This is a genomic window from Bacillus sp. PAMC28748, assembly GCF_014250415.1.
GTDB lineage: Bacteria > Bacillota > Bacilli > Bacillales > Bacillaceae > Bacillus > Bacillus licheniformis.
The window spans coordinates 1,105,951-1,124,892 of sequence record NZ_CP060192.1; the positions used below are offsets into that span (position 1 = coordinate 1,105,951).

The window sequence follows — 18,942 nt, forward strand, 5'->3', positions numbered from 1 at the left end:
TTATTGTTAGCGTTCCAAAATCCATTCATGGTCAGGGTCGTTATGAAACTTCCATTTACGCGTCGGCCCTGCCATCACGTTTAAATAATAGGATGTGTATCCGTCAGGCACCCCGACAGGATGGTATCCGGCCGGCACGATGACAACGTTTCCATTTTCAACAGTCATCGTCTCGTCGATGGAACCGTCATCCGTGTATACGCGCTGAAATACGAAGCCTTGCTGCGGATCAAGTTCATGGTAGTATGTTTCTTCTAAAAAGGACTCTTCAGGCAGGTTGTCTTGGTCATGCTTGTGCGGCGGATAGCTGGACCAGTTTCCGCTTTCAGTGTAGACTTCGACGACTAAAAGACTGTTCGCTGAAGGATCTGAATCCGGAAGTATGTTATGGACGGTTCGTTTATTGCTGAATTTTCCCCGGTTCTCAATACCGTTGTCTTCAGCTTTGATCAGTTTCGTCGGAAGCTGGTTTTCAGAAGGTGAATAGCACAGGGCAACTCTTGCCTCTGTAACAGCGGTAATGCCGAACTTGCGGTCATTTGACACATATACGCTGTCGGTCGGCTTTCTTTCGAAAACGCTTTCTCTCGTGCCGATATTTTCAAATGTCTGTTCATGATCGGTTGCGGTAATCTTTCCGGTAAGCGCGACGATGCAGCATTCTTGTTTGCTCAGCGATTCTTCATAGCTGGATCCCGGTGCAAGATCAAGGACTTTAAACTCGACATAACTTAGATCGGAATTCGATTTTTTCACTTCGTGTACAAGCTTCACGCCTTGTGACAGCTCATTCGCCTGCGGCTTGCGCAACAAATGACTCATGGATAAAGCCTCCTTTTCAAACTTGAAACATGATCCGAACAGCGCGGGAACCGCACCGCCCGGTTTTTTCACAATTAATTGAAGTCAGGCGCCGGATATCTTGCAGTGACGACCTTTTTGCGCGTATAGAAATCGACGCTGTCTTTTCCGTTGGCATGCAATGTACCAAAGAACGAAGACTTCCATCCGGAGAACGGGAAGAATGCCATCGGAGCCGGTACACCCAGGTTGATGCCGAGCATTCCCGCATCAATGTTTTCACGGAAATAGCGGATCGCATTCGAATTCGATGTGAACAAGCATGCGCCGTTTGCAAATTCGGACTGGTTGGCGATCTCAACCGCTTCTTTCAAGTTCTTCACACGGATGACCGATAGTACAGGAGCAAAAATTTCGTCCTTCCAGATCGTCATATCAGTTGTGACATTGTCAAAGATTGTCGGGCCGACGAAATAGCCTTCATCTGTAACATTTTCGCGTCCGTCGCAGACAAGTCTCGCACCCTCTTCAATTCCTTTTTGTATATAGCCGAGTGTGCGTTTCTTGTTGTCTTCGCGAATGACAGGCCCGAGGAATACACCGTCGTCAAGTCCGTTTCCGATTTTGACTTCAGATGCTTTCTGAACCAATTTTTCCATGAACTCATCTGCAATTCCTTCTTCAACCGTTACTACTGCGCATGCCATGCAGCGTTCGCCGGCAGATCCGAAAGCAGCGCCGATAATATTTGTTACCGTATCTTCAAGGTTGGCATCGTTCAGAACGATGGTGTGGTTTTTAGCGCCTGTCAGCGATTGAACGCGTTTCAGATTTTCGCTTCCTTTTTTATAGACATATTCTCCGACCGGTTTTGAACCGACGAATGAAATCGCTTTAATTTCCGGGTGTTCGAGAATGCCGTTTACTACATCATGCGCGCCGTATACCACATTGAAGACCCCTTTTGGAAGTCCGGCTTTTTCAAACAGTTCAACTAGCTTTTCCGTCAAAAGCGGCGTCCGTTCGGAAGGCTTCAGAATAAATGTGTTTCCTAACGCAATGGCCATTGGGAACATCCAGCATGGTACCATCATCGGGAAGTTAAATGGTGCAATTCCGCCGACGACTCCGATCGGGTACCGGTAGTTCGCCGCTTCAACATCGGTTGCAATTGTAGCAAGTGAATCTCCCATCATCAGTGAAGGCGCTCCAGCTGCAAACTCGACATTCTCGATGCCGCGTCCAACTTCACCCAACGCTTCTTTCGTGTTTTTTCCGTTTTCAATCGTGATGAGGTGGGCAAGCTCCTCTTTATGCTGAGTTAAAAGCTGCTGAAAGTTAAATAGAATTCTTGCCCGGCGCGGAACAGCCACTTTTGACCATGTTTTAAACGCTTCAGCCGCTGTTTGCGCTGCGTATTCTATATCCTCTCGCGTCGAAATCGGCACTTGGCACAGCACTTCTTTCGTCGCTGGATTGACTACATCTTCATATTTGTCGGTTTTGCTTTCAACCCATTCTCCATTAATATAGTTTCTTAACTTTCTGATTTCTGCCATTCTTATAACCTCCTTGAATATTAAACATCTCCTGGTACAGATGGGGCAGGTTTCAACCATTATGTATGAATGCCGAACAGCTCTTCATTGCACAACGGATTTTCGCAAAAAACAGGAATTAAACGCTTACAAAAGAAATTAATGAATAGAACTATGATTTTATCCAAAGAACCATGACGCAATAAAACATTTACACATCAGAAATTTCTCAACATTATCACGTTTTGGTCACTTCTTGGTTATATTTTAATCCGGCCTTACCCATAAGTCAATCAAAATCATTAAATTTTTCTTTTGTAAGATTTGTAGAAAACGTTAAAATGATTTAGGGAAACATTGTATAATAAAAAGAAACAGGGCAAATCTTGCAAAAAATAATCACCAATGGTATCATTTTTTAAGCAATTATTGGTTAACTTTTGGGTTCGTCATATATATTTAGTCAAATATACTAGAAGGAGATACTTAGTATGAAGTTAATGCGGATTAAAGAAATGGAAGATTATATTTTGACCAATGGCACCGTTTCGCTTGATGAACTATGCCAGGTCTTTAATGTTTCAAAAAACACGGTCAGACGCGACATTAACAAGCTGACCGAGAAAGGAGTTATAAAAAAAGTCTACGGCGGCGTAACAGCGATCGAAAAAACGGCCTTGATCCCTTTTGAAAACAGAACCATTCAAAACAAGGATGCCAAGACAAAAATCGCGCGCTATGCTTCACGCTTTATTGAAGACCATGACCTGATTTTTATTGATTCCGGCACAACGACCCGATCCATATTGGAAACTCTTGATCCAAATAAAAATGTAACCGTTTTAACGAACAGCCTCGACATTATCAACGCTGCTGCAGCGATGCAAAATATAAACTTGATCATCATCGGCAGCAACTACAAACGGAAAACGCAGTCCTTCGTCGGCATGGATGATCCGGGAACGCTGGATAAATATAATATTAATAAAGCTTTCATGTCGGCAACCGGCGCAACACTTACCCATGGACTGACAAACTCCGATCTGCTTGAATATGAAATTAAAAAGAAAATATCCGAAAAAGCAAAACAAGTATATTTGCTGGCCGACCATTCCAAATTCGGGAAGTCGACCCTGCTGACGTACGCGCCGTTTGACAGATTGCACGCGATCGTCACATCTCAGGCGCTTGATGAGGAATATCACGTGTACTGTAAAGATCGCAAAATTGAAATCCATTTGGCAAAACATGTATAGTTGAAGCGGACGCCCTTGACCGGCTGTTTCCAAGCGGCCGGCCAAGTTTATTTATCTACACATCATATCAGGAGGGGAATTCAATGAAAAAAGTTAAAGTTGGCAAATCAGACTTGCACGTATTTCCGATTGGTTTGGGAACCAATGCTGTCGGAGGACATAACCTTTATCCGAATCTCAATGAAGAAACGGGAAAAGAATTGGTGCGGGAAGCAATAAGAAACGGCGTCACTTTTTTAGATACCGCCTACATATACGGCATCGGCCGTTCCGAGGAATTAATCGGCGAAGTCCTTAAAGAATTCAACCGCGAAGATGTCGTGATTGCAACAAAAGCCGCCCATAAGAAAGAAGGAGACGATTTTGTCTTTGACAACTCTCCCGCATTTTTGAAAAAGTCCGTCGAAGAAAGCCTGAAGCGGCTGCAAACTGACTACATCGACCTTTTCTATATCCATTTTCCTGATGAAAATACGCCGAAAGACGAAGCGGTTCAGGCGCTCCATGAACTGAAGCAGGAAGGCAAAATCAGAGCAATCGGTGTATCCAACTTTTCTCTTGAGCAGCTGAAAGAAGCGAACAAAGACGGATTGGTGGATGTGCTCCAAGGCGAATACAACCTGCTGAACAGGGAAGCTGAGACGACATTCTTCCCGTATACACAGGAGCATAACATCTCATTTGTTCCTTACTTCCCGCTCGTCTCCGGATTGCTCGCCGGAAAATACAGCGAAGATACAACGTTCCCGGAAGGCGACCTGAGAAGAGAAATGGAAAACTTCCAAGGCGAACGCTTCAAAGAAAACATTAGAAAAGTGAACCAGCTTGCGCCGATCGCGGAAAAACATAATGTCGACATCGCCCATATCGTCTTGGCCTGGTACTTGGCGCGGCCTGAAATCGACGTGTTGATCCCGGGCGCCAAACGCGCTGATCAGCTGACTGACAACCTCAAAACGGCAGAAGTCAATCTGTCTCAAGAGGACATTGATTTCATCGACCGGCTGTTTGCCCGCTAAATGATCAGGAAACCTATCTTAAAAGATAGGTTTCTTTATTTTTAAAATCCTGTTGACAACGCTTCCATTTTTGATATGATAGGAAAGAAGTTAATACAAGTGACGGAGAATGGGAGATTCACAATAAGACCCTCTTGTGCCAGGGGTTTTTTTGTGGATCTCTTTTTCTTCGTCATCTAAGAGGGGGCGAAAGCAATCGTAATGAATAGACGGCACCTTTATTCTGTATAACAGCTTGAAAGGAGAGATCATGTTATGAAAAGACTAGTCCGCAGCATCTTCCTTATAACGGCCGCAATCGCTGCTTTTAGTTTTGGATTCAGCGGGCATGCGGAGGCGGCAAGCCATTCCCAGCCGCAGCTCAATCCGAACAAGCTACTAAATGTCGCGCACCGCGGCGCATCGGGGCATGCTCCCGAGCACACGCTTTTGGCTTATAAGCTTGGACAAAAAATGAAAGGCGATTACATAGAAATCGATCTTCAAATGACAAAAGACGGCCACTTGGTCGCCATGCACGATGAGACATTGGATCGTACGACTAATGGTACGGGTTTTGTCAAAGACTATACGCTGAAAGAAATCAAAGAGCTTGATGCAGGCTCCTGGTTTAACGAAGCATATCCTGAGCGGGCAAAACCGGAGTACGCCGGGCTGAAAGTGCCCACCCTTGAAGAAATCATCCAAACATTCGGGAGAAGCGCGCGCTACTATATCGAAACAAAATCACCGGAAGACTATGATCATATGGAAGAAAAGCTCCTGGACATCCTGAAGCAATACAAATTGACCGGAGCAGACATTCATTCAAGCAAAGTCATCATTCAATCTTTTAGTCCTGAAAGCTTAAAAATCATTCATAACGCTAATCCAAACATTCCGCTAGTGCAATTATTATGGTACGACAAACCTGCTGCCATTACTGACGCCGAATTAAAACAATATCAATCTTACAGCGTCGGACTCGGCATGAACTTTGACCGCATTGGCCGGGCATACGTGCAAAAGATTCGACGCACCGGCATGCTGGTCCATCCTTATACTGTGAATAAAAAAGAAGATATGAAGCGGCTGCTCGATTGGGGAGCGACCGGAATGTTCACCAACTTTCCGGACCGGCTGCGCGATGTTTTGCGCGAAAAGAAGTAAATGAATAAAGAAGGGGAATACCATGTTAAAACTGTTTAAGCCAGCACCGCCGATTGAGCGGCTGCCGGAAGATCAAATTGATTCGGAATATAAGAAATTCAGACTGCAAGTTTTTCTCGGCATCTTCATCGGTTATGCGGCATACTATTTAATTCGCAAAAATTTCTCGCTTGCCATGCCTTATTTGATCGAAGAGGGCTTTTCAAAGTCGGCGCTCGGCTTTGCCTTGTCCGCTCTATCCATCTCTTACGGGCTGAGCAAGTTCGTGATGGCCACGATATCGGACCGGAGCAATCCGAGGATGTTCCTGCCCGCCGGTTTGATCCTTTCCGCTGTCATCAGCCTCTTGATGGGGTTTGTTCCTTTTTTCACCTCATCGATCGCCATTATGTTTATCATGCTGTTCTTAAACGGCTGGTTCCAGGGCATGGGATGGCCGCCGTCAGGGCGTGTCCTTGTCCACTGGTTCAGCGTCAGCGAAAGGGGAAATAAAACCGCCATATGGAATGTCGCCCACAATGTCGGCGGGGGACTGATGGCGCCGATTGCCGTTGCCGGCGTCGCCATCTTCTCAGGCATAACGGGATCTGCTACAGGCTATGAAGGTGTGTTTATTTTGCCGGCCTTGGTCGCCATCGCCGTTGCCGTCATTTCTTACTGGCTGATCCGGGATACGCCGCAGTCTGTCGGACTTCCTCCAATCGAGGAATACCGCAACGATTATTCAAGCAAATCGAAGAAAACCTTTGAAAAGGAATTATCAACGAAAGAAATCCTTTTCAAACATGTATTAAATAATAAATGGGTGTGGGCGATCGCACTTGCCAACATTTTCGTGTACTTCGTCCGCTACGGCGTTCTGGATTGGGCTCCAACCTATTTAAGCGAAGAAAAAGGCTTTGACATGAGCAAATCAAGCGTCGCTTATTTTCTGTATGAATGGGCGGGGATTCCGGGGACATTGCTGTGCGGCTGGATCTCTGACAAATGGTTTAAAGGACGCCGCGGACCGGCAGGCTTTGTCTTTATGGCAGGTGTTTTGATCGCGGTGCTTGTGTACTGGTTCAACCCAGCCGGCAATCCGATGATCGACATGGCATCATTGATCGCGATCGGATTCCTCATTTACGGTCCCGTCATGCTGATCGGCCTTCAAGCGCTTGACTTTGTTCCTAAAAAAGCGGCCGGCACGGCTGCAGGATTGACCGGTCTGTTCGGTTACCTGGGCGGAACCTTGACGGCGAATGCGCTGATGGGTGTTATCGTCGATGCATCCGGCTGGAATGCGGGCTTTACGCTTTTAACCGCTTCATGTGCAATCGCAGCACTCATATTTGCGATGACTTGGAATGTGCGGGGACAGGAAGTTGTGAAGCATTAACATCAAAAAAAAGATACATCTCGCAAGAAGCTGAGATGTATCTTTTTTTATTTTTATGCCATTACTTTGCATATATCGTTCGTAAATTCGACGGGGTCTTCAATTGGCAAGCCTTCTATCAGCAGCGCCTGGTTGTACAGGAGGCCGGTGTACAGTTTGAATTTATCCTTGTCGTTGTCAAAAGCATTCTGCAATGTTTTGAAGACTTCGTGGTTTATATTGATTTCCAATACTTTATCAGCCTTTACATGCTGATTGTCAGGCATTGCGTTTAAGATTTTCTCCATCTCGATGGTGACTTCTCCGTCAGCGGCAAGGCATACGGAGTGAGTCTTCAGCCGTTTTGACGCCCTCACGCTTTTCACTTTTCCATCCAGAGTCTTTTTCATCTCTTCAAACAGGTCTTTGTATTGGCTGTCATCCCCGTCAGATTGGTTTTGCTCGTCATCGTTTTCGATTCCGAGGTCGCCGCTTGATACCGACTTGAATTCTTTCTCTTGATAATTCGCCAGCATTTTGATGGCGAACTCATCGATATCCTCGGTGAAATAAAGGATTTCATATCCTTTTTCCGAAACCAGCTCGGTTTGAGGAAGCTTTTCTATTCGGTCATACGAGTCGCCTGATGCATAATAAATGTATTTTTGATCTTCAGGCATTCTGGACACATATTCCTCAAGGGTGACCAGCTTTTTCTCTTTTGATGAATAGAAAAGCAGCAGGTCTTTCAACAGATCTTTATGGGCTCCAAAATCATTGTATACCCCGAATTTAAGCTGTCTGCCAAACGATTGATAAAAAGACTCGTATTTTTCTCTGTCATTTTTCAGCAAGCTCTTCAGCTCATTCTTGATTTTTTTGCTGATGTTTTTGGCAATCAGCTTCAGCTGCCTGTCATGCTGGAGCATCTCCCTCGAAATGTTGAGCGATAAATCTTCTGAATCAACCATTCCTTTGACAAAGCTGAAATGGTCAGGCAGCAGATCCGGACACTTTTCCATGATCAGCACACCGTTCGAATACAGTTCCAGACCCTTCTCGAATTCCTTCGTGTAGTAGTTGAACGGAATATTTTCAGGAATGAATAAAATCGCATGGTATCTCACCGCGCCGTCTACGCTTGTATGGATGTGCGCGAGAGGCTTGTCAAAACCGTAATGCTTTTCCTTATAAAACGCCTCATAATCTTCATCTTTCAGTTCGCTTTTGTTTTTTCTCCAAATCGGCACCATGCTGTTGACCGTCTGTTCTTCCTGGACTTCTTCAAATTCATTTTCGGCGCCTTCTTTCGGCTTGTTGACCGCGACATCCATCTTGATCGGGTAGCGGATGAAATCAGAGTATGTTTTGATGATCGCTTTTAAGCGATGAACATCCAGGTATTCATCATAGTTTTCATCGTCTGTATTCTCTTTCAGCTTCAGAATGACATCGGTTCCGGCTGATTCTTTCGCAGCCGGTTCGATTGTATAGCCGTCGGCTCCGGCTGATTCCCATTGATGCGCTTCATCGCTGCCATGGGCTTTTGTAATGACGGTGACGGTGTCCGCAACCATAAAAGCGGCGTAGAAACCGACGCCGAACTGGCCGATAATATCGTGCCCGTCTTTTAATTCGTTTTCTTGTTTAAACGCAAGCGAGCCGCTCTTGGCAATCGTTCCAAGATGCTCTTCAAGCTCTTCTTTCGTCATGCCGATTCCGGTGTCCGCAATGGTCAGCGTTCTGTTTTCTTTATCTGCGGAGATTTTTATGTAGTAATCGTCTTTGTTAAATGTCAGTGAATCATCTGTCAGCGCTTTGTAGTAGATTTTATCGATGGCATCGCTCGCATTGGATATCAGCTCCCTTAAAAAGACTTCCTTTTGGGAATAAATCGAGTTGATCATGATGTCCAGCAATCGCTTGGATTCTGCTTTGAATTCTCTCTTAGCCATCTATCCCTCTCCTCTTTTGCTCATATGATATACATATATCGTTCGATTCTGTTCACAAATTAAATAACACACTGCCTACACGATGTCAATTGATAAGGCAGCGGTTTGACAAGCGGCATTCCGCTTCATATAATGTGTTGTGAAGGTAAATTTGACCAAAATGAGGTGGAAAGGAATGAAAATCTTATCAACTGTTCTTAAAAGAGAATTGGCTTAAAGACGGGAGAAGTCTGCCCTTTTTTAGACAAGCCATCTCGGGAACAGTTTGATACGATTTGACATCCTTTCTTGCTGTATTTTAAATATGTAGCGGGTAAGGTGTAGTTTGCCTTACCCGTTTTTTTGCCGGACAGGATAGCGATGCTTCACGCTGTTCTCTTTAGATGGCTTGTTTTTTCAAAAATAAGCCTGAAGGAGAGAATCATCATGAGTATTGTTCATGTAACGAATTTGACCCATATATATGGAGACCGCATGATCTTTCAAGACGCCGGGTTCCGCCTGCTGAAAGGGGAACATGCCGGTCTTGTCGGTGCAAACGGAGCCGGAAAGTCGACATTGCTGCGCATTTTGACGGGCAGCCTTCTGCCCGATCATGGAAACATTGAATGGCAGCCAAACATTCGGGTCGGCTTTCTTGAACAGCATGCCAAGCTGACGGAAGGCACAACCATTCTTCAGTACATGGAGAAAGCGTACGGCCGGCTGTTTGAAATCGAAAAGGAAATGAATGGGCTTGCCGAAAAAATGGCCGATGCTGGAGACAACCTTGAAGCCGTCCTGAAAAGATACGGAGAGCTTCAGGCTGAGCTGGAAGCTTCAGGATTTTACCAAATCGGAACGAAAATTGAGGATGCCGCACAAGGCCTCGGCTTGGCGGAAATCGGGCTTGACCAGGATGTCACGGCTTTAAGCGGCGGGCAGCGTACAAAGCTGCTGCTTGCCAAACTGCTGCTTGAAGAGCCTGATGTACTGCTGTTGGATGAGCCGACCAACTATTTGGATGCCGCTCACATTGAGTGGCTGACTGGCTACTTGAAAAACTATGAGCACGCATTTCTTGTCATCTCTCATGACGAACGCTTCTTAAATGAAATCACGACGGTTACATTCCATCTGGAGCATCATGTGATCAAACGTTATTCCGGCAACTATCAATATTTTCTGAAGGAGTATGCGCAAATCAGGGCACAGGCTGAAGCCGCATATGCAAAACAGAACAGGGAAATCAAAAAGTTAGAGGCGTTTATCGACCGGAACAGAGTCCGAAAGGCGAAACAGGCCAAAAGCAGGGAGAAAGCATTACGCAAAATCAAGCGAATCGAAAAACCGACAGATTCTTATGTCCCAAGCTTTGCATTTAAAACGGGGCGAAACCCGGCGATGACTGTACTCAAAACGGAAAATCTTGAGGCCGGCTACACAGTTCCATTATTTAAGCCTCTTTCCCTGACCGTAAGACGGGGCGATAAAATCGCGATTATTGGAGAAAACGGCGCCGGAAAATCGACGCTTATCAAAACGCTGCTCGGCGACCTCAAGCCTCTGAGCGGCATCGTCACAGCAGGACAGCATTTACAGGCGGCCTATTTCAGGCAGGAAAGCCCAGCTTCTCATGATACACCGCTTGAAAAATTGCGGGCGTTCTATCCTGATCTACCGGAAAAAGACATCAGGCAGACGCTCGCGGTATCCGGCTTGACGCCAAAGCATATCAGCCAGCCCCTTTTTACGCTCAGCGGCGGTGAACAGGCAAAGGTCCGGCTGGCGGAGCTGATGCTTTCAAACAGCAACCTGCTTGTTCTTGATGAACCGACAAACCATCTTGACGCATCGGCAAAGCATGCGTTAAAGCAAGCGCTCTGCGACTATAAGGGAACGATTTTGCTCGTATCCCATGAACCGGCTTTTTATGAAGACTGGGTGACTCATATCTGGCAGATTGAAGCATGGCGCCGTTAAATAAGTAAAAGCCGGCCTTTCCAAGGGCCGGCTTTTTTTATTTGGACAATACAAGCTCACGAATGGCGTGGGCAACGCCGTTTTCATTATTCGTACGCGTTTCGTAATCGGCCGAAGCTTTTACCTCAGGGATCGCATTCCCCATGGCGACTCCGCAACCCGCCCATTCGATCATGGACATGTCGTTTCCGTTGTCTCCAATACACATCACTTCTTCCTGCGCGATGCCTAATATGTCGGCAAGCTGCTGAACAGCATTTCCTTTACTTGCCGCAGGGTGAAGAATTTCATAAAAGAACGGCGAACTTTTCACCATTGTATAGCGTTCCTTGACGTCTTCCGGTATTGCGGCGATCGTCCGGTCCAGCTTTTCCGGCTCATCAATGTACATCGCCTTTGGCGCCAGAAGATCTTGCGGGATTTCTTCGATCGTCCGGAACCGGAGCGGCACTTTGGTGACGTATGATTCGTAAACGGTATACGGGCTGATTTCCCGGTTTGGCGTATACAAATAAGCCGAATCAAAAAAGTGCATCGGAGTATCAAGCTTTTGGCTGAGCTCATATAACGATTTCACATCATCATAGCCCAGTGTCAGTTCTGACACAACTTCCTGAGTATGCGTATTTTGAACGAGCGCTCCGTTATAGGCGATGACATAATCGCCGTCTTCATTTAAATTCAGTTCTTCCAGGTAGCGGCTTACACCGCCGAGGGGACGGCCCGTGCAGAGAACGATTTTTACGCCTTGTTTTTTCGCGGCATGCAGGGCATTCCGTACTTCCTCTGTTACTTCATGAAGATCATTCAACAATGTTCCATCCATATCTATCGCGATTAGTTTGTACATTTTACACTCTCCCTGATCAGAATCGAGCCCTAACATCGTACTTATGACCCATACCTTCTTTATTGTATCACAGCTTTTCCCGGTCATTTTCATCTGATGCCCACGGAAAAAACGCCTTACAGCAAATAAGGCGTTTTTCGGGCAAGCTTGGCCTGCTTAAAATATTTCTTGCAGAATCGGATCTTCATCAAGAATGCGAAGCGCTTTTTCGCGATAGCCGGCTTCATGCAAGTACGTATAGCGGTTGGGCTTGACAGTGTGCGACAAATTGATCGCCTCGCGAAACTCATCTTTGTTCAGATTCAGCGTTTTGACATATTGGAAAAAGCCCGTTCTCGTAAACACCTTTTCAATCCGCTCAGCCCGGTGATCCTGTACATGGGCCATGATGTAGGTGGCTACCCCGACTTGAATGCCGTGCATCTGCGGTTTTTTCGAAATTTTGTCCAAGGCGTGGGATATCAGGTGCTCAGAACCGCTGATCGGCGCGCTGTTTCCGCTGATTTCCGTAGCGATGCCGCCCATTGTCAAAGAACTGACAAGCTCTTTTAAGAAGATCGGCTGTTTAATATCCTGCATCGGCGTACGGACAAAGCTGTTGACCGCTTTCTTGCTGAGCATCGACGCAAACGCATTTACATCGCCGACCCCGTGCCGCTCCTCAAACTCCCAATCATAAAGGGCCGTAATATTGGACATCAAATCTCCGATCCCCGCCAAAATAAAGCAATCCGGCGCTTTTTGAATAATGCTCAAATCAGCTATGATTCCGTAGGGAACCCTTGCCGGAACGGTTGTTTTTTTTCCTTCGACCTGAAGCGAGCAATTGCTGCTCGCAAACCCGTCATTGGATGCCGACGTCGGAATGCTGATGAACGGGGTCCGCTTGGAAAAGGCGATGTATTTTCCGCAGTCCACAACATACCCGCCGCCCATGGCAATAATGACATCGCAATTCCCGATCGAAAATGCCCGCTTCAAAAGCTCCTGTATGTCCAGATTGGACGGCAGCAGAACGGCTTCAACTTTAACATGTTGAAATGCGGTTTTCAGTGAATGCTCATACTGCTGATAGGAAAAATCGTCAAAAAACATGATCGCCTTGGCAAACTGATGTTTTCTCAATATCTCATCCAACCGGCCAAGCACGCCCTCACTAATGTCCAAAACCGCGGGGATGGCTATGCTGGTAACCTGGCGCGGCATTAGACGATCCGCCCTTTTTCTTTAAGATATTGTTCAATGTCTTCAAATGTTTCAACGGCTACAAATGGCACCCCCTGCTGACGCAGCAAATCCTGGAGCGCATCCTTTGCAAACGTAACATCCGCAAATTTAGCCGGGTGCGAATCCGGTTCACTGTCGCCTGCAAAATAAACCGTCTCATACTCTTCTTTCAGCTTTTGAATGACCTTTGATTTATCAATCCCATAGCGCTCAGAGTAATGCCAATGATTCTCATCAATGTCCATATGAACATTGTCTTCTTTAAAAAAGCCTTTATTTGAATAGACCTCAACGTCTGTAATCCCGTATTTCTTTAAAATATAATGAATGTAATAATCCGTGCCGGCGCTTAAAATGTAGAAGTCGCCGCCGCTTTTCTGGACATGCTGAATGAAGTCAGGCACATATTCATCAATCGGTATGGAATGGATGTCATCAATGATTTTTTGTTCGCTTTGATTAATCGAAGCAAAAACGGTTCCCAAAAATTCGATATCTTTTAATTCTCCGGACTTCCACTTCTTGAACAATTCACGGCCTTCGGGAAAATATTTATCAATGACCATCCAGTAAAAATCCTGTTTGGAAATCGTCCCATCAAAGTCTGATACAAATGCCCATTTCTTCATGCTGCATACCTCTTTTCTATGGTATTTTAAAAGATTAGATTCATTATACAAAAAGTTTGTGAATCATTGAACATAATATTATTTCTTTTTTGTGTACTTTCGTTCACAAGCTGAATATTCGTCCCCCTGAAAGGAGGCGTATATAATCATTCTTGATCTGTACGCTGCTTACCTTTCTCTGTTACGGCAAATTTCCGCTTCATCGTTTTGATGTTTTCCGCCTTGCGAAATCTGAGCGCAGACCAGTCTTCATCAATTGCAATTTGGCGAACCGGTTCATAGCCCTGGTCTGCAAGCAGTCCGGCTACTGTATCGCGGCTGCAGTCCGATCCTTTGTAGACTTTCGATGATTTTTTCGGGTAGCAAAGCCAAAACAGACCGTCTTCCGCCAAATGACGTTCAGCCTCCTTGGCTAAAGCCTGCAGCTTTGCGTTGGTCGCTGCGAATACCTGAACAAAATCATATTGGTCCGATTCGGCGTGATGATGAACAGGGCCTTGAAATTCAGCGATGACGCCGCTGTATGCCTCAGGCGGATTCACAATCAGTACAGGCTGTCCATTATCCTTGAACTGCAATTTTTTGATCACCGGGTTCGTTTCTGCCATCTCTCATCAGTCCTTTTTCTGTTTATAGTAACAAATTAACCAAAACCACACTAATCATACTTAGCAAAAAAAGTGATAGACGAGAGAGGGATTGATCTGCTATATTTACATTGATAATGCGAATCATTATCACTTAGGAAATGTCATATGTTTCACATCAACAGGAGGGTCAAGTGAAAAAGAACTTATTGATAATCGGTTTAGTTATGCTGTTGTGTATAGTGGTCAGCGCCTGCGGAAGCGGCAATGCGTCAAACGGTAGCAAAGAAAAAGCGGCTGAAGAAACGACAAGAACATATCAATCAACGCGTGGAAGCGTGAAGATTCCAACACATCCAAAGCGCATCGTGACAGACTTTTATGCCGGTGAACTGTTCACGGTCGGCGCCAATGTCGTCGGCTCCGGCTCGTGGTCTTTCTCCAATCCATTTTTAAAGGACCGTATGAAAGATGTAACGGATTTAGGCGACCCGATTAATGTGGAAAAAGTCATGAAGCTGAAGCCTGATTTAATTGTCGTGATGAACGATGATAATTACGACAAACTGTCCAAAATCGCACCGACTGTTGTGATTCCTTATAACACGGCGAAAAATGTTCAGGAAACTGTTAAGATGTTCGGCGACATTGCAGGAGCTAAAGAAGAAGCTGAACAATTCCTTGCCGATTTCGACCGGAAATCGAAAGCAGCGAGGAAAAAAATCGCTCAAGTCGTCGACAAAAATGCTACTTTCGGTATTTATGAAAACACAGAAAAAGGCCAATTCTGGGTGTTCAATGACAACGGCGGCCGCGGAGGCCAAGCCGTGTACAACGCGCTCGGCTTAAAGGCGCCTGAAAAGATTCAAAAAGACATCTTCAAAAAAGGCGAAATCAAAGAACTTTCCTTGGAAGTCGTACCTGAATATGCAGCAGACTACATGTTCGTGACAGACTATAACCCGAACGGCGACAGCAAAACGCTGGACAAGCTGAAGCAGTCTTCCATTTGGAAAAACCTTGACGCCGTCAAAAACAACCGTGTCTTTATCAACGACTTTGACACGTTCTATCCGTACGATCCGATCTCTGTCAGCAAACAGGTTGATTTGATTACGGAGATGCTGGTGAAGCGCGAAAAGGAGAATAAGTAAAAAAGCTGGAATTTCCAGCTTTTTTTATTGTTTTCTTTCTTGAATGCTTGAAAACCTAAAAGCAAATTGAAAGATCAAATAGAAAGGAATGTAGAAAAGAAAAAACATCATGATTTGAAATAATAACCCTTTCAAACTAAATGGATATGAAATGTCATGAAACAAAAAAGATAATGCCATCCAAACGACAAAGGCAGAAAACGCAGCTTTAAAGCCGAGTCCCCTCTTTTTTCTCAACAGACCTTTGCTCACGAGCCTAATAGAATAGTAGCCGCTGCCGATGAAAAATAGAATGATCAGCAACAGATTGCTCGGTATTTCGTATGCTGTCGTGATAAAAATGGAAATAAAAATCAGTGAAAGAAGGAGCACAAACCCTTCAAATCCAATTTTTCTCTCCTGTTCAGCCTTTTTATTTTCATTCATTATGTTCGCCTCCTTTCTATTGTTTTCCATTAAAACAAACAGAAGCCATGTTAACAATAATCATCCATAAAAACAATGATTTGACACGCATGCCGCTGCTTCAGCCCATCACTCCTGTTTCACGTGAAACAAAAAATGCATCGAAAAAATATATGGAATCAAGTGTGTGAAAATGAAAATAATAACAAAAAAAGGAGAGATGATGATGGGAATTGAAAAGGTTGGACAAATCGGGGTGCCGGTTCAAGACTTGGAGCGGGCTGCGGCATTTTATCAGGATGTATTGGGCCTGTCCCTTTTATTTCAGACAGATCGCATGGCTTTCTTTGAGTGCGGCGAAGTGCGGCTTCTTCTCAGCCTTCCGGAAAAAGACGAATTTGCTCATGCAGGCTCCGTCATTTATTTTCAAGTTGAAGATTTGCCGGCTGTATATGATGAAATTGCAACAAAAGGCGTCTCTTTTCCAATAGAGCCGCATGTGGTGGCGAAAATCGAGCAAACGGAAACCTGGGTGGCCTTCTTTGAAGATACCGAAGGAAATACCCTAGCTTTGATGAGTGAGGTGAACATATAAAAATGAAAAACAGCTGATCCCTCAGCTGTTTTTCGTTTTTACATCATCACAAGCCGATTGACAGGTGCGATTTAATTCACAGGCGGCGCATTTTCCTTTCCGGCTTCGTTTGACAAATTTTATAAGCGTCCATGCCGCATAACTAAAGATAAGCGCTCCGATCGTAATATTAAACAGCATGCTGTCACATCCTTCCTATGATAACCCAAGCAGTCGTCCGCCCTGATAAATCAGGAACGCGATCGCATATGCAATGGCCAGTCCGTAAACAATGGACAAGAACATCCACTTTTTCGAGTTTGTTTCTTTTTTAATCACCGCTACTGTCGCGAGGCATGGTACGTATAAAAGCACGAAAGCCATAAATCCGTAAGCGGCCAACGGTGTAAATTGTTCAGCCATCATGCCTTGCAGCTGGGCTTCGGGTACAAAATAGATGATGCTCATCGAAGCAACGACAACTTCCTTCGCGAGAAAACCGGTTAATAGTGATGCCGCTGCCTGCCATGTGCCGAATCCCAGCGGCAGCAATAGCGGTGCGAGCACTCCCCCGATCATCGCTAAAAAACTGTCATCCATCGCAACGTCCGTTCCGCCGGGTCCCGTATACGACAGAAGCCAAATGAGGACAGACCCGCCAAAAATGTAAGTGCCGGCTTTGCGGACGAAGCCTTTGCCCTTCTCCCATGTTGCCCGCCACAATGTACGCGCTTGAGGCAAACGGTACGGCGGCAGTTCAATCACGAAGAACGACTTTTCTTCTTTGAGCTTGGATGAGGATAAAAACTTCGCCAGCACCAGCGCTGCGGCGATGCCCAGCACATACAAGGAAAGGACGACGAAAGCCTGGTGGGCCGCGAAAAAAGCCCCTGCAAACAGAGCATAAACCGGCAGCCTTGCCGAACAGGACATAAATGGCGTCAGCATAATCGTCAAGAGTCTTTCCTTAGGCTGCTCTACAGTCCGCGCAGCCATGACGCCGGGAACATTGCAGCCGAAGCCGATAATCAGCGGAATAAAGGCTTTGCCGTTTAAACCGATCGCCTCCATCAGGCGGTCCATCACCATGGCCACACGCGCCATATATCCTGAATCTTCAAGCACCGAAATGAAGAAAAACAGGATAAAGATCTGCAGGACGAACACGAGCACACCGCCGACACCGGCAATAATCCCATCGAGAATAAGCGCCTCGATAAACGGGCTGGCTCCCATTGCCGACAGCGCCGAGGCCGTCCATTCCGTCAGCGGTCCCCCGATGAAACCGTCCAGTGCATCAGACAATGGAACGCCAAACCAATCAAACGTCAGCATGAACATGAGATACATGAACAACAAAAAAATCGGGATGCCAAGCACCTGATGCGTTACGATCTGATCCACGCGTTCAGTCAGCGTCAGTTTTCGCTCTGACTGATATTGCACAGAAGTTGACAAGATGCGGTCAATCCATCGCGATCTCTCATTGTAAATATGCTGATGCAGCGATCTTACGGAATGCTCCTGATGAAGGCGTTTTTCGGTCTCCTCGTAAATTTCCTTTAATCTTTCGCTGTCGGCCGCGTCCTCCAGCTGTTCTTTCATTTTCGAGTTGCCTTCCAAATATTGAAGGGCCATCCAGCGCTTTAAAACGCCGGGGAGTTCGGGTATGATCGATTCGATCCGGCCAATCGCTTCTTCCACTGCGCTTCCGTAATTGATGACGAGCGGCTCCGCCCTCTTTTCCTTTTCAAAAAGCAAATGCCTGCTCAGTTCATCACATCCTTTGCCGCTGCGGGCAATCACAGGAATTACCGGAACACCTAGCGCATCAGACATTTTTTGATGATCAATGAAGACGCCGCGCTGTCCTGCGACATCGATCATATTTAAACCGATCGTAAGCGGATGCCCAAATTCCAGGAGCTGCACGGTTAAGTGCAAGTTCCGCTTTAACTGTGATGCATCGACAATATTCAATATATCTGAAAATGAATCATTGAGCAGGAAGTCTGTGACAACCCCTTCATCGCGGGACAGCGGACTCAATGTATAAACACCGGGGAGATCGACTATCATTCCTTGTTTATGACGGAGCAGCCCCACCTTTTTCTCAACAGTCACCCCGCTCCAGTTTCCGACATACTCATAGGAGCCTGTCAGCGCATTAAACAATGACGTCTTCCCCGTATTCGGGTTTCCGAAAAGGGCAATCTGCCGGCTGTTCATAGCTTTTCAATCCTGATCTTTTTTGCTTCTCCAAGCCGTATGCCGAGACACTGCCCGCCTGACTCGAACATGAACGGACCGCCAAACGGCAATTTGCGCTTCACGCAAATTTCATCATCTTCTTTCATTCCGAGCTGTATGAGTCTGAGCTGAACAAGTTCATTCACGTCTGAAAAATCTATGATTCTTGCTCTCTCTTTTTGTTTTAATTCGGCTAAAACCATCGTTGAGGCCTCCGTATTCTGAA

The 18,942-nt window shown here is 45.7% G+C and carries 18 protein-coding genes; 7 read left to right on the plus strand and 11 right to left on the minus strand.

All coding sequences use genetic code 11. The features are described from left to right. Nucleotides 1-6: 6 nt before the first annotated feature. Nucleotides 7-822, minus strand: coding sequence for a 5-deoxy-glucuronate isomerase (gene iolB, locus H7F26_RS05620; RefSeq protein WP_009329982.1), 816 nt, complete (start codon nt 820-822; stop codon nt 7-9). Between the two features lie 74 nt (nt 823-896). After that, a complete protein-coding gene (gene iolA / locus H7F26_RS05625; protein ID WP_003177824.1) occupies nt 897-2,360 on the minus strand; it encodes a methylmalonate-semialdehyde dehydrogenase in 1,464 nt (487 codons plus the stop codon). 470 nt (nt 2,361-2,830) lie between these two features. On the opposite strand from iolA, the gene H7F26_RS05630 reads away from it, so the two are divergent. The 4 genes from H7F26_RS05630 to glpT all read left to right on the plus strand — a co-directional run bounded on the left by H7F26_RS05630 (nt 2,831) and on the right by glpT (nt 7,144). Continuing rightward, the gene (locus tag H7F26_RS05630) at nt 2,831-3,595 is read left to right on the plus strand and encodes a DeoR/GlpR family DNA-binding transcription regulator (RefSeq protein WP_003177827.1); all 765 of its coding nucleotides are present in this window, start codon (nt 2,831-2,833) and stop codon (nt 3,593-3,595) included. An 83-nt stretch (nt 3,596-3,678) separates the two neighbouring features. Next, nucleotides 3,679-4,614 (plus strand): aldo/keto reductase, encoded by a 936-nt coding sequence (locus H7F26_RS05635; RefSeq protein WP_003177829.1) that lies wholly within the window; start codon nt 3,679-3,681, stop codon nt 4,612-4,614. A gap of 255 nt (nt 4,615-4,869) precedes the next feature. Beyond that, nucleotides 4,870-5,763 (plus strand): glycerophosphodiester phosphodiesterase, encoded by an 894-nt coding sequence (locus tag H7F26_RS05640; RefSeq protein ID WP_071583764.1) that lies wholly within the window; start codon nt 4,870-4,872, stop codon nt 5,761-5,763. Nucleotides 5,764-5,785: 22 nt separating this feature from the next. Then, complete coding sequence (gene glpT / locus H7F26_RS05645; RefSeq protein ID WP_003177833.1) at nt 5,786-7,144, plus strand: glycerol-3-phosphate transporter; 1,359 nt, start codon at nt 5,786-5,788, stop codon at nt 7,142-7,144. A 53-nt stretch (nt 7,145-7,197) separates the two neighbouring features. Here glpT and htpG read toward each other — a convergent pair whose 3' ends face one another. Then, on the minus strand, nt 7,198-9,078 hold the full coding sequence (htpG, locus tag H7F26_RS05650) for a molecular chaperone HtpG (protein ID WP_009329984.1): 1,881 nt from the start codon (nt 9,076-9,078) through the stop codon (nt 7,198-7,200). A gap of 426 nt (nt 9,079-9,504) precedes the next feature. On the opposite strand from htpG, the gene H7F26_RS05655 reads away from it, so the two are divergent. Further along, nucleotides 9,505-11,040: an ABC-F family ATP-binding cassette domain-containing protein gene (locus tag H7F26_RS05655; protein WP_003177837.1), complete on the plus strand. Its 1,536-nt coding sequence runs from the start codon at nt 9,505-9,507 to the stop codon at nt 11,038-11,040. Nucleotides 11,041-11,077: 37 nt separating this feature from the next. Here H7F26_RS05655 and yidA read toward each other — a convergent pair whose 3' ends face one another. From yidA to H7F26_RS05675, 4 genes are all read right to left on the minus strand, one after another. Continuing rightward, nucleotides 11,078-11,890 (minus strand): sugar-phosphatase, encoded by an 813-nt coding sequence (gene yidA, locus H7F26_RS05660; protein WP_009329985.1) that lies wholly within the window; start codon nt 11,888-11,890, stop codon nt 11,078-11,080. A gap of 156 nt (nt 11,891-12,046) precedes the next feature. Then, on the minus strand, nt 12,047-13,096 hold the full coding sequence (locus tag H7F26_RS05665; RefSeq protein WP_003177842.1) for an iron-containing alcohol dehydrogenase family protein: 1,050 nt from the start codon (nt 13,094-13,096) through the stop codon (nt 12,047-12,049). Continuing rightward, complete coding sequence (locus tag H7F26_RS05670) at nt 13,096-13,746, minus strand: MtnX-like HAD-IB family phosphatase (RefSeq protein ID WP_003177843.1); 651 nt, start codon at nt 13,744-13,746, stop codon at nt 13,096-13,098. The genes H7F26_RS05665 and H7F26_RS05670 overlap by 1 nt, the downstream gene beginning before the upstream one ends. 146 nt (nt 13,747-13,892) lie before the next feature. Next, nucleotides 13,893-14,354 (minus strand): hypothetical protein, encoded by a 462-nt coding sequence (locus H7F26_RS05675; RefSeq protein WP_003177845.1) that lies wholly within the window; start codon nt 14,352-14,354, stop codon nt 13,893-13,895. Nucleotides 14,355-14,527: 173 nt separating this feature from the next. Here H7F26_RS05675 and H7F26_RS05680 point away from each other — a divergent pair, with 173 nt between their 5' ends. Beyond that, nucleotides 14,528-15,487 carry an iron-hydroxamate ABC transporter substrate-binding protein gene (locus H7F26_RS05680; RefSeq protein WP_003177847.1) on the plus strand — a complete coding sequence of 320 codons (960 nt, stop codon included), beginning with the start codon at nt 14,528-14,530 and terminating at the stop codon, nt 15,485-15,487. 24 nt (nt 15,488-15,511) lie between these two features. On the opposite strand, the gene H7F26_RS05685 is transcribed toward H7F26_RS05680, so the two are convergent. Further along, nucleotides 15,512-15,913 carry a hypothetical protein gene (locus H7F26_RS05685; RefSeq protein WP_003177850.1) on the minus strand — a complete coding sequence of 134 codons (402 nt, stop codon included), beginning with the start codon at nt 15,911-15,913 and terminating at the stop codon, nt 15,512-15,514. 205 nt (nt 15,914-16,118) lie between these two features. Here H7F26_RS05685 and H7F26_RS05690 point away from each other — a divergent pair, with 205 nt between their 5' ends. Next, complete coding sequence (locus H7F26_RS05690) at nt 16,119-16,487, plus strand: VOC family protein (protein ID WP_003177854.1); 369 nt, start codon at nt 16,119-16,121, stop codon at nt 16,485-16,487. Between the two features lie 21 nt (nt 16,488-16,508). On the opposite strand, the gene H7F26_RS05695 is transcribed toward H7F26_RS05690, so the two are convergent. From H7F26_RS05695 to H7F26_RS05705, 3 genes are read right to left on the minus strand one after another with little or no spacing between them, the layout of a single operon-like run. Then, nucleotides 16,509-16,667 (minus strand): FeoB-associated Cys-rich membrane protein, encoded by a 159-nt coding sequence (locus H7F26_RS05695; protein WP_003177856.1) that lies wholly within the window; start codon nt 16,665-16,667, stop codon nt 16,509-16,511. 15 nt (nt 16,668-16,682) lie between these two features. Continuing rightward, a complete protein-coding gene (gene feoB, locus H7F26_RS05700) occupies nt 16,683-18,695 on the minus strand; it encodes a ferrous iron transport protein B (RefSeq protein ID WP_016885633.1) in 2,013 nt (670 codons plus the stop codon). After that, nucleotides 18,692-18,919, minus strand: coding sequence for a FeoA family protein (locus H7F26_RS05705; RefSeq protein ID WP_017474425.1), 228 nt, complete (start codon nt 18,917-18,919; stop codon nt 18,692-18,694). The genes feoB and H7F26_RS05705 overlap by 4 nt, the downstream gene beginning before the upstream one ends. Between the last annotated feature and the right edge of the window lie 23 nt (nt 18,920-18,942).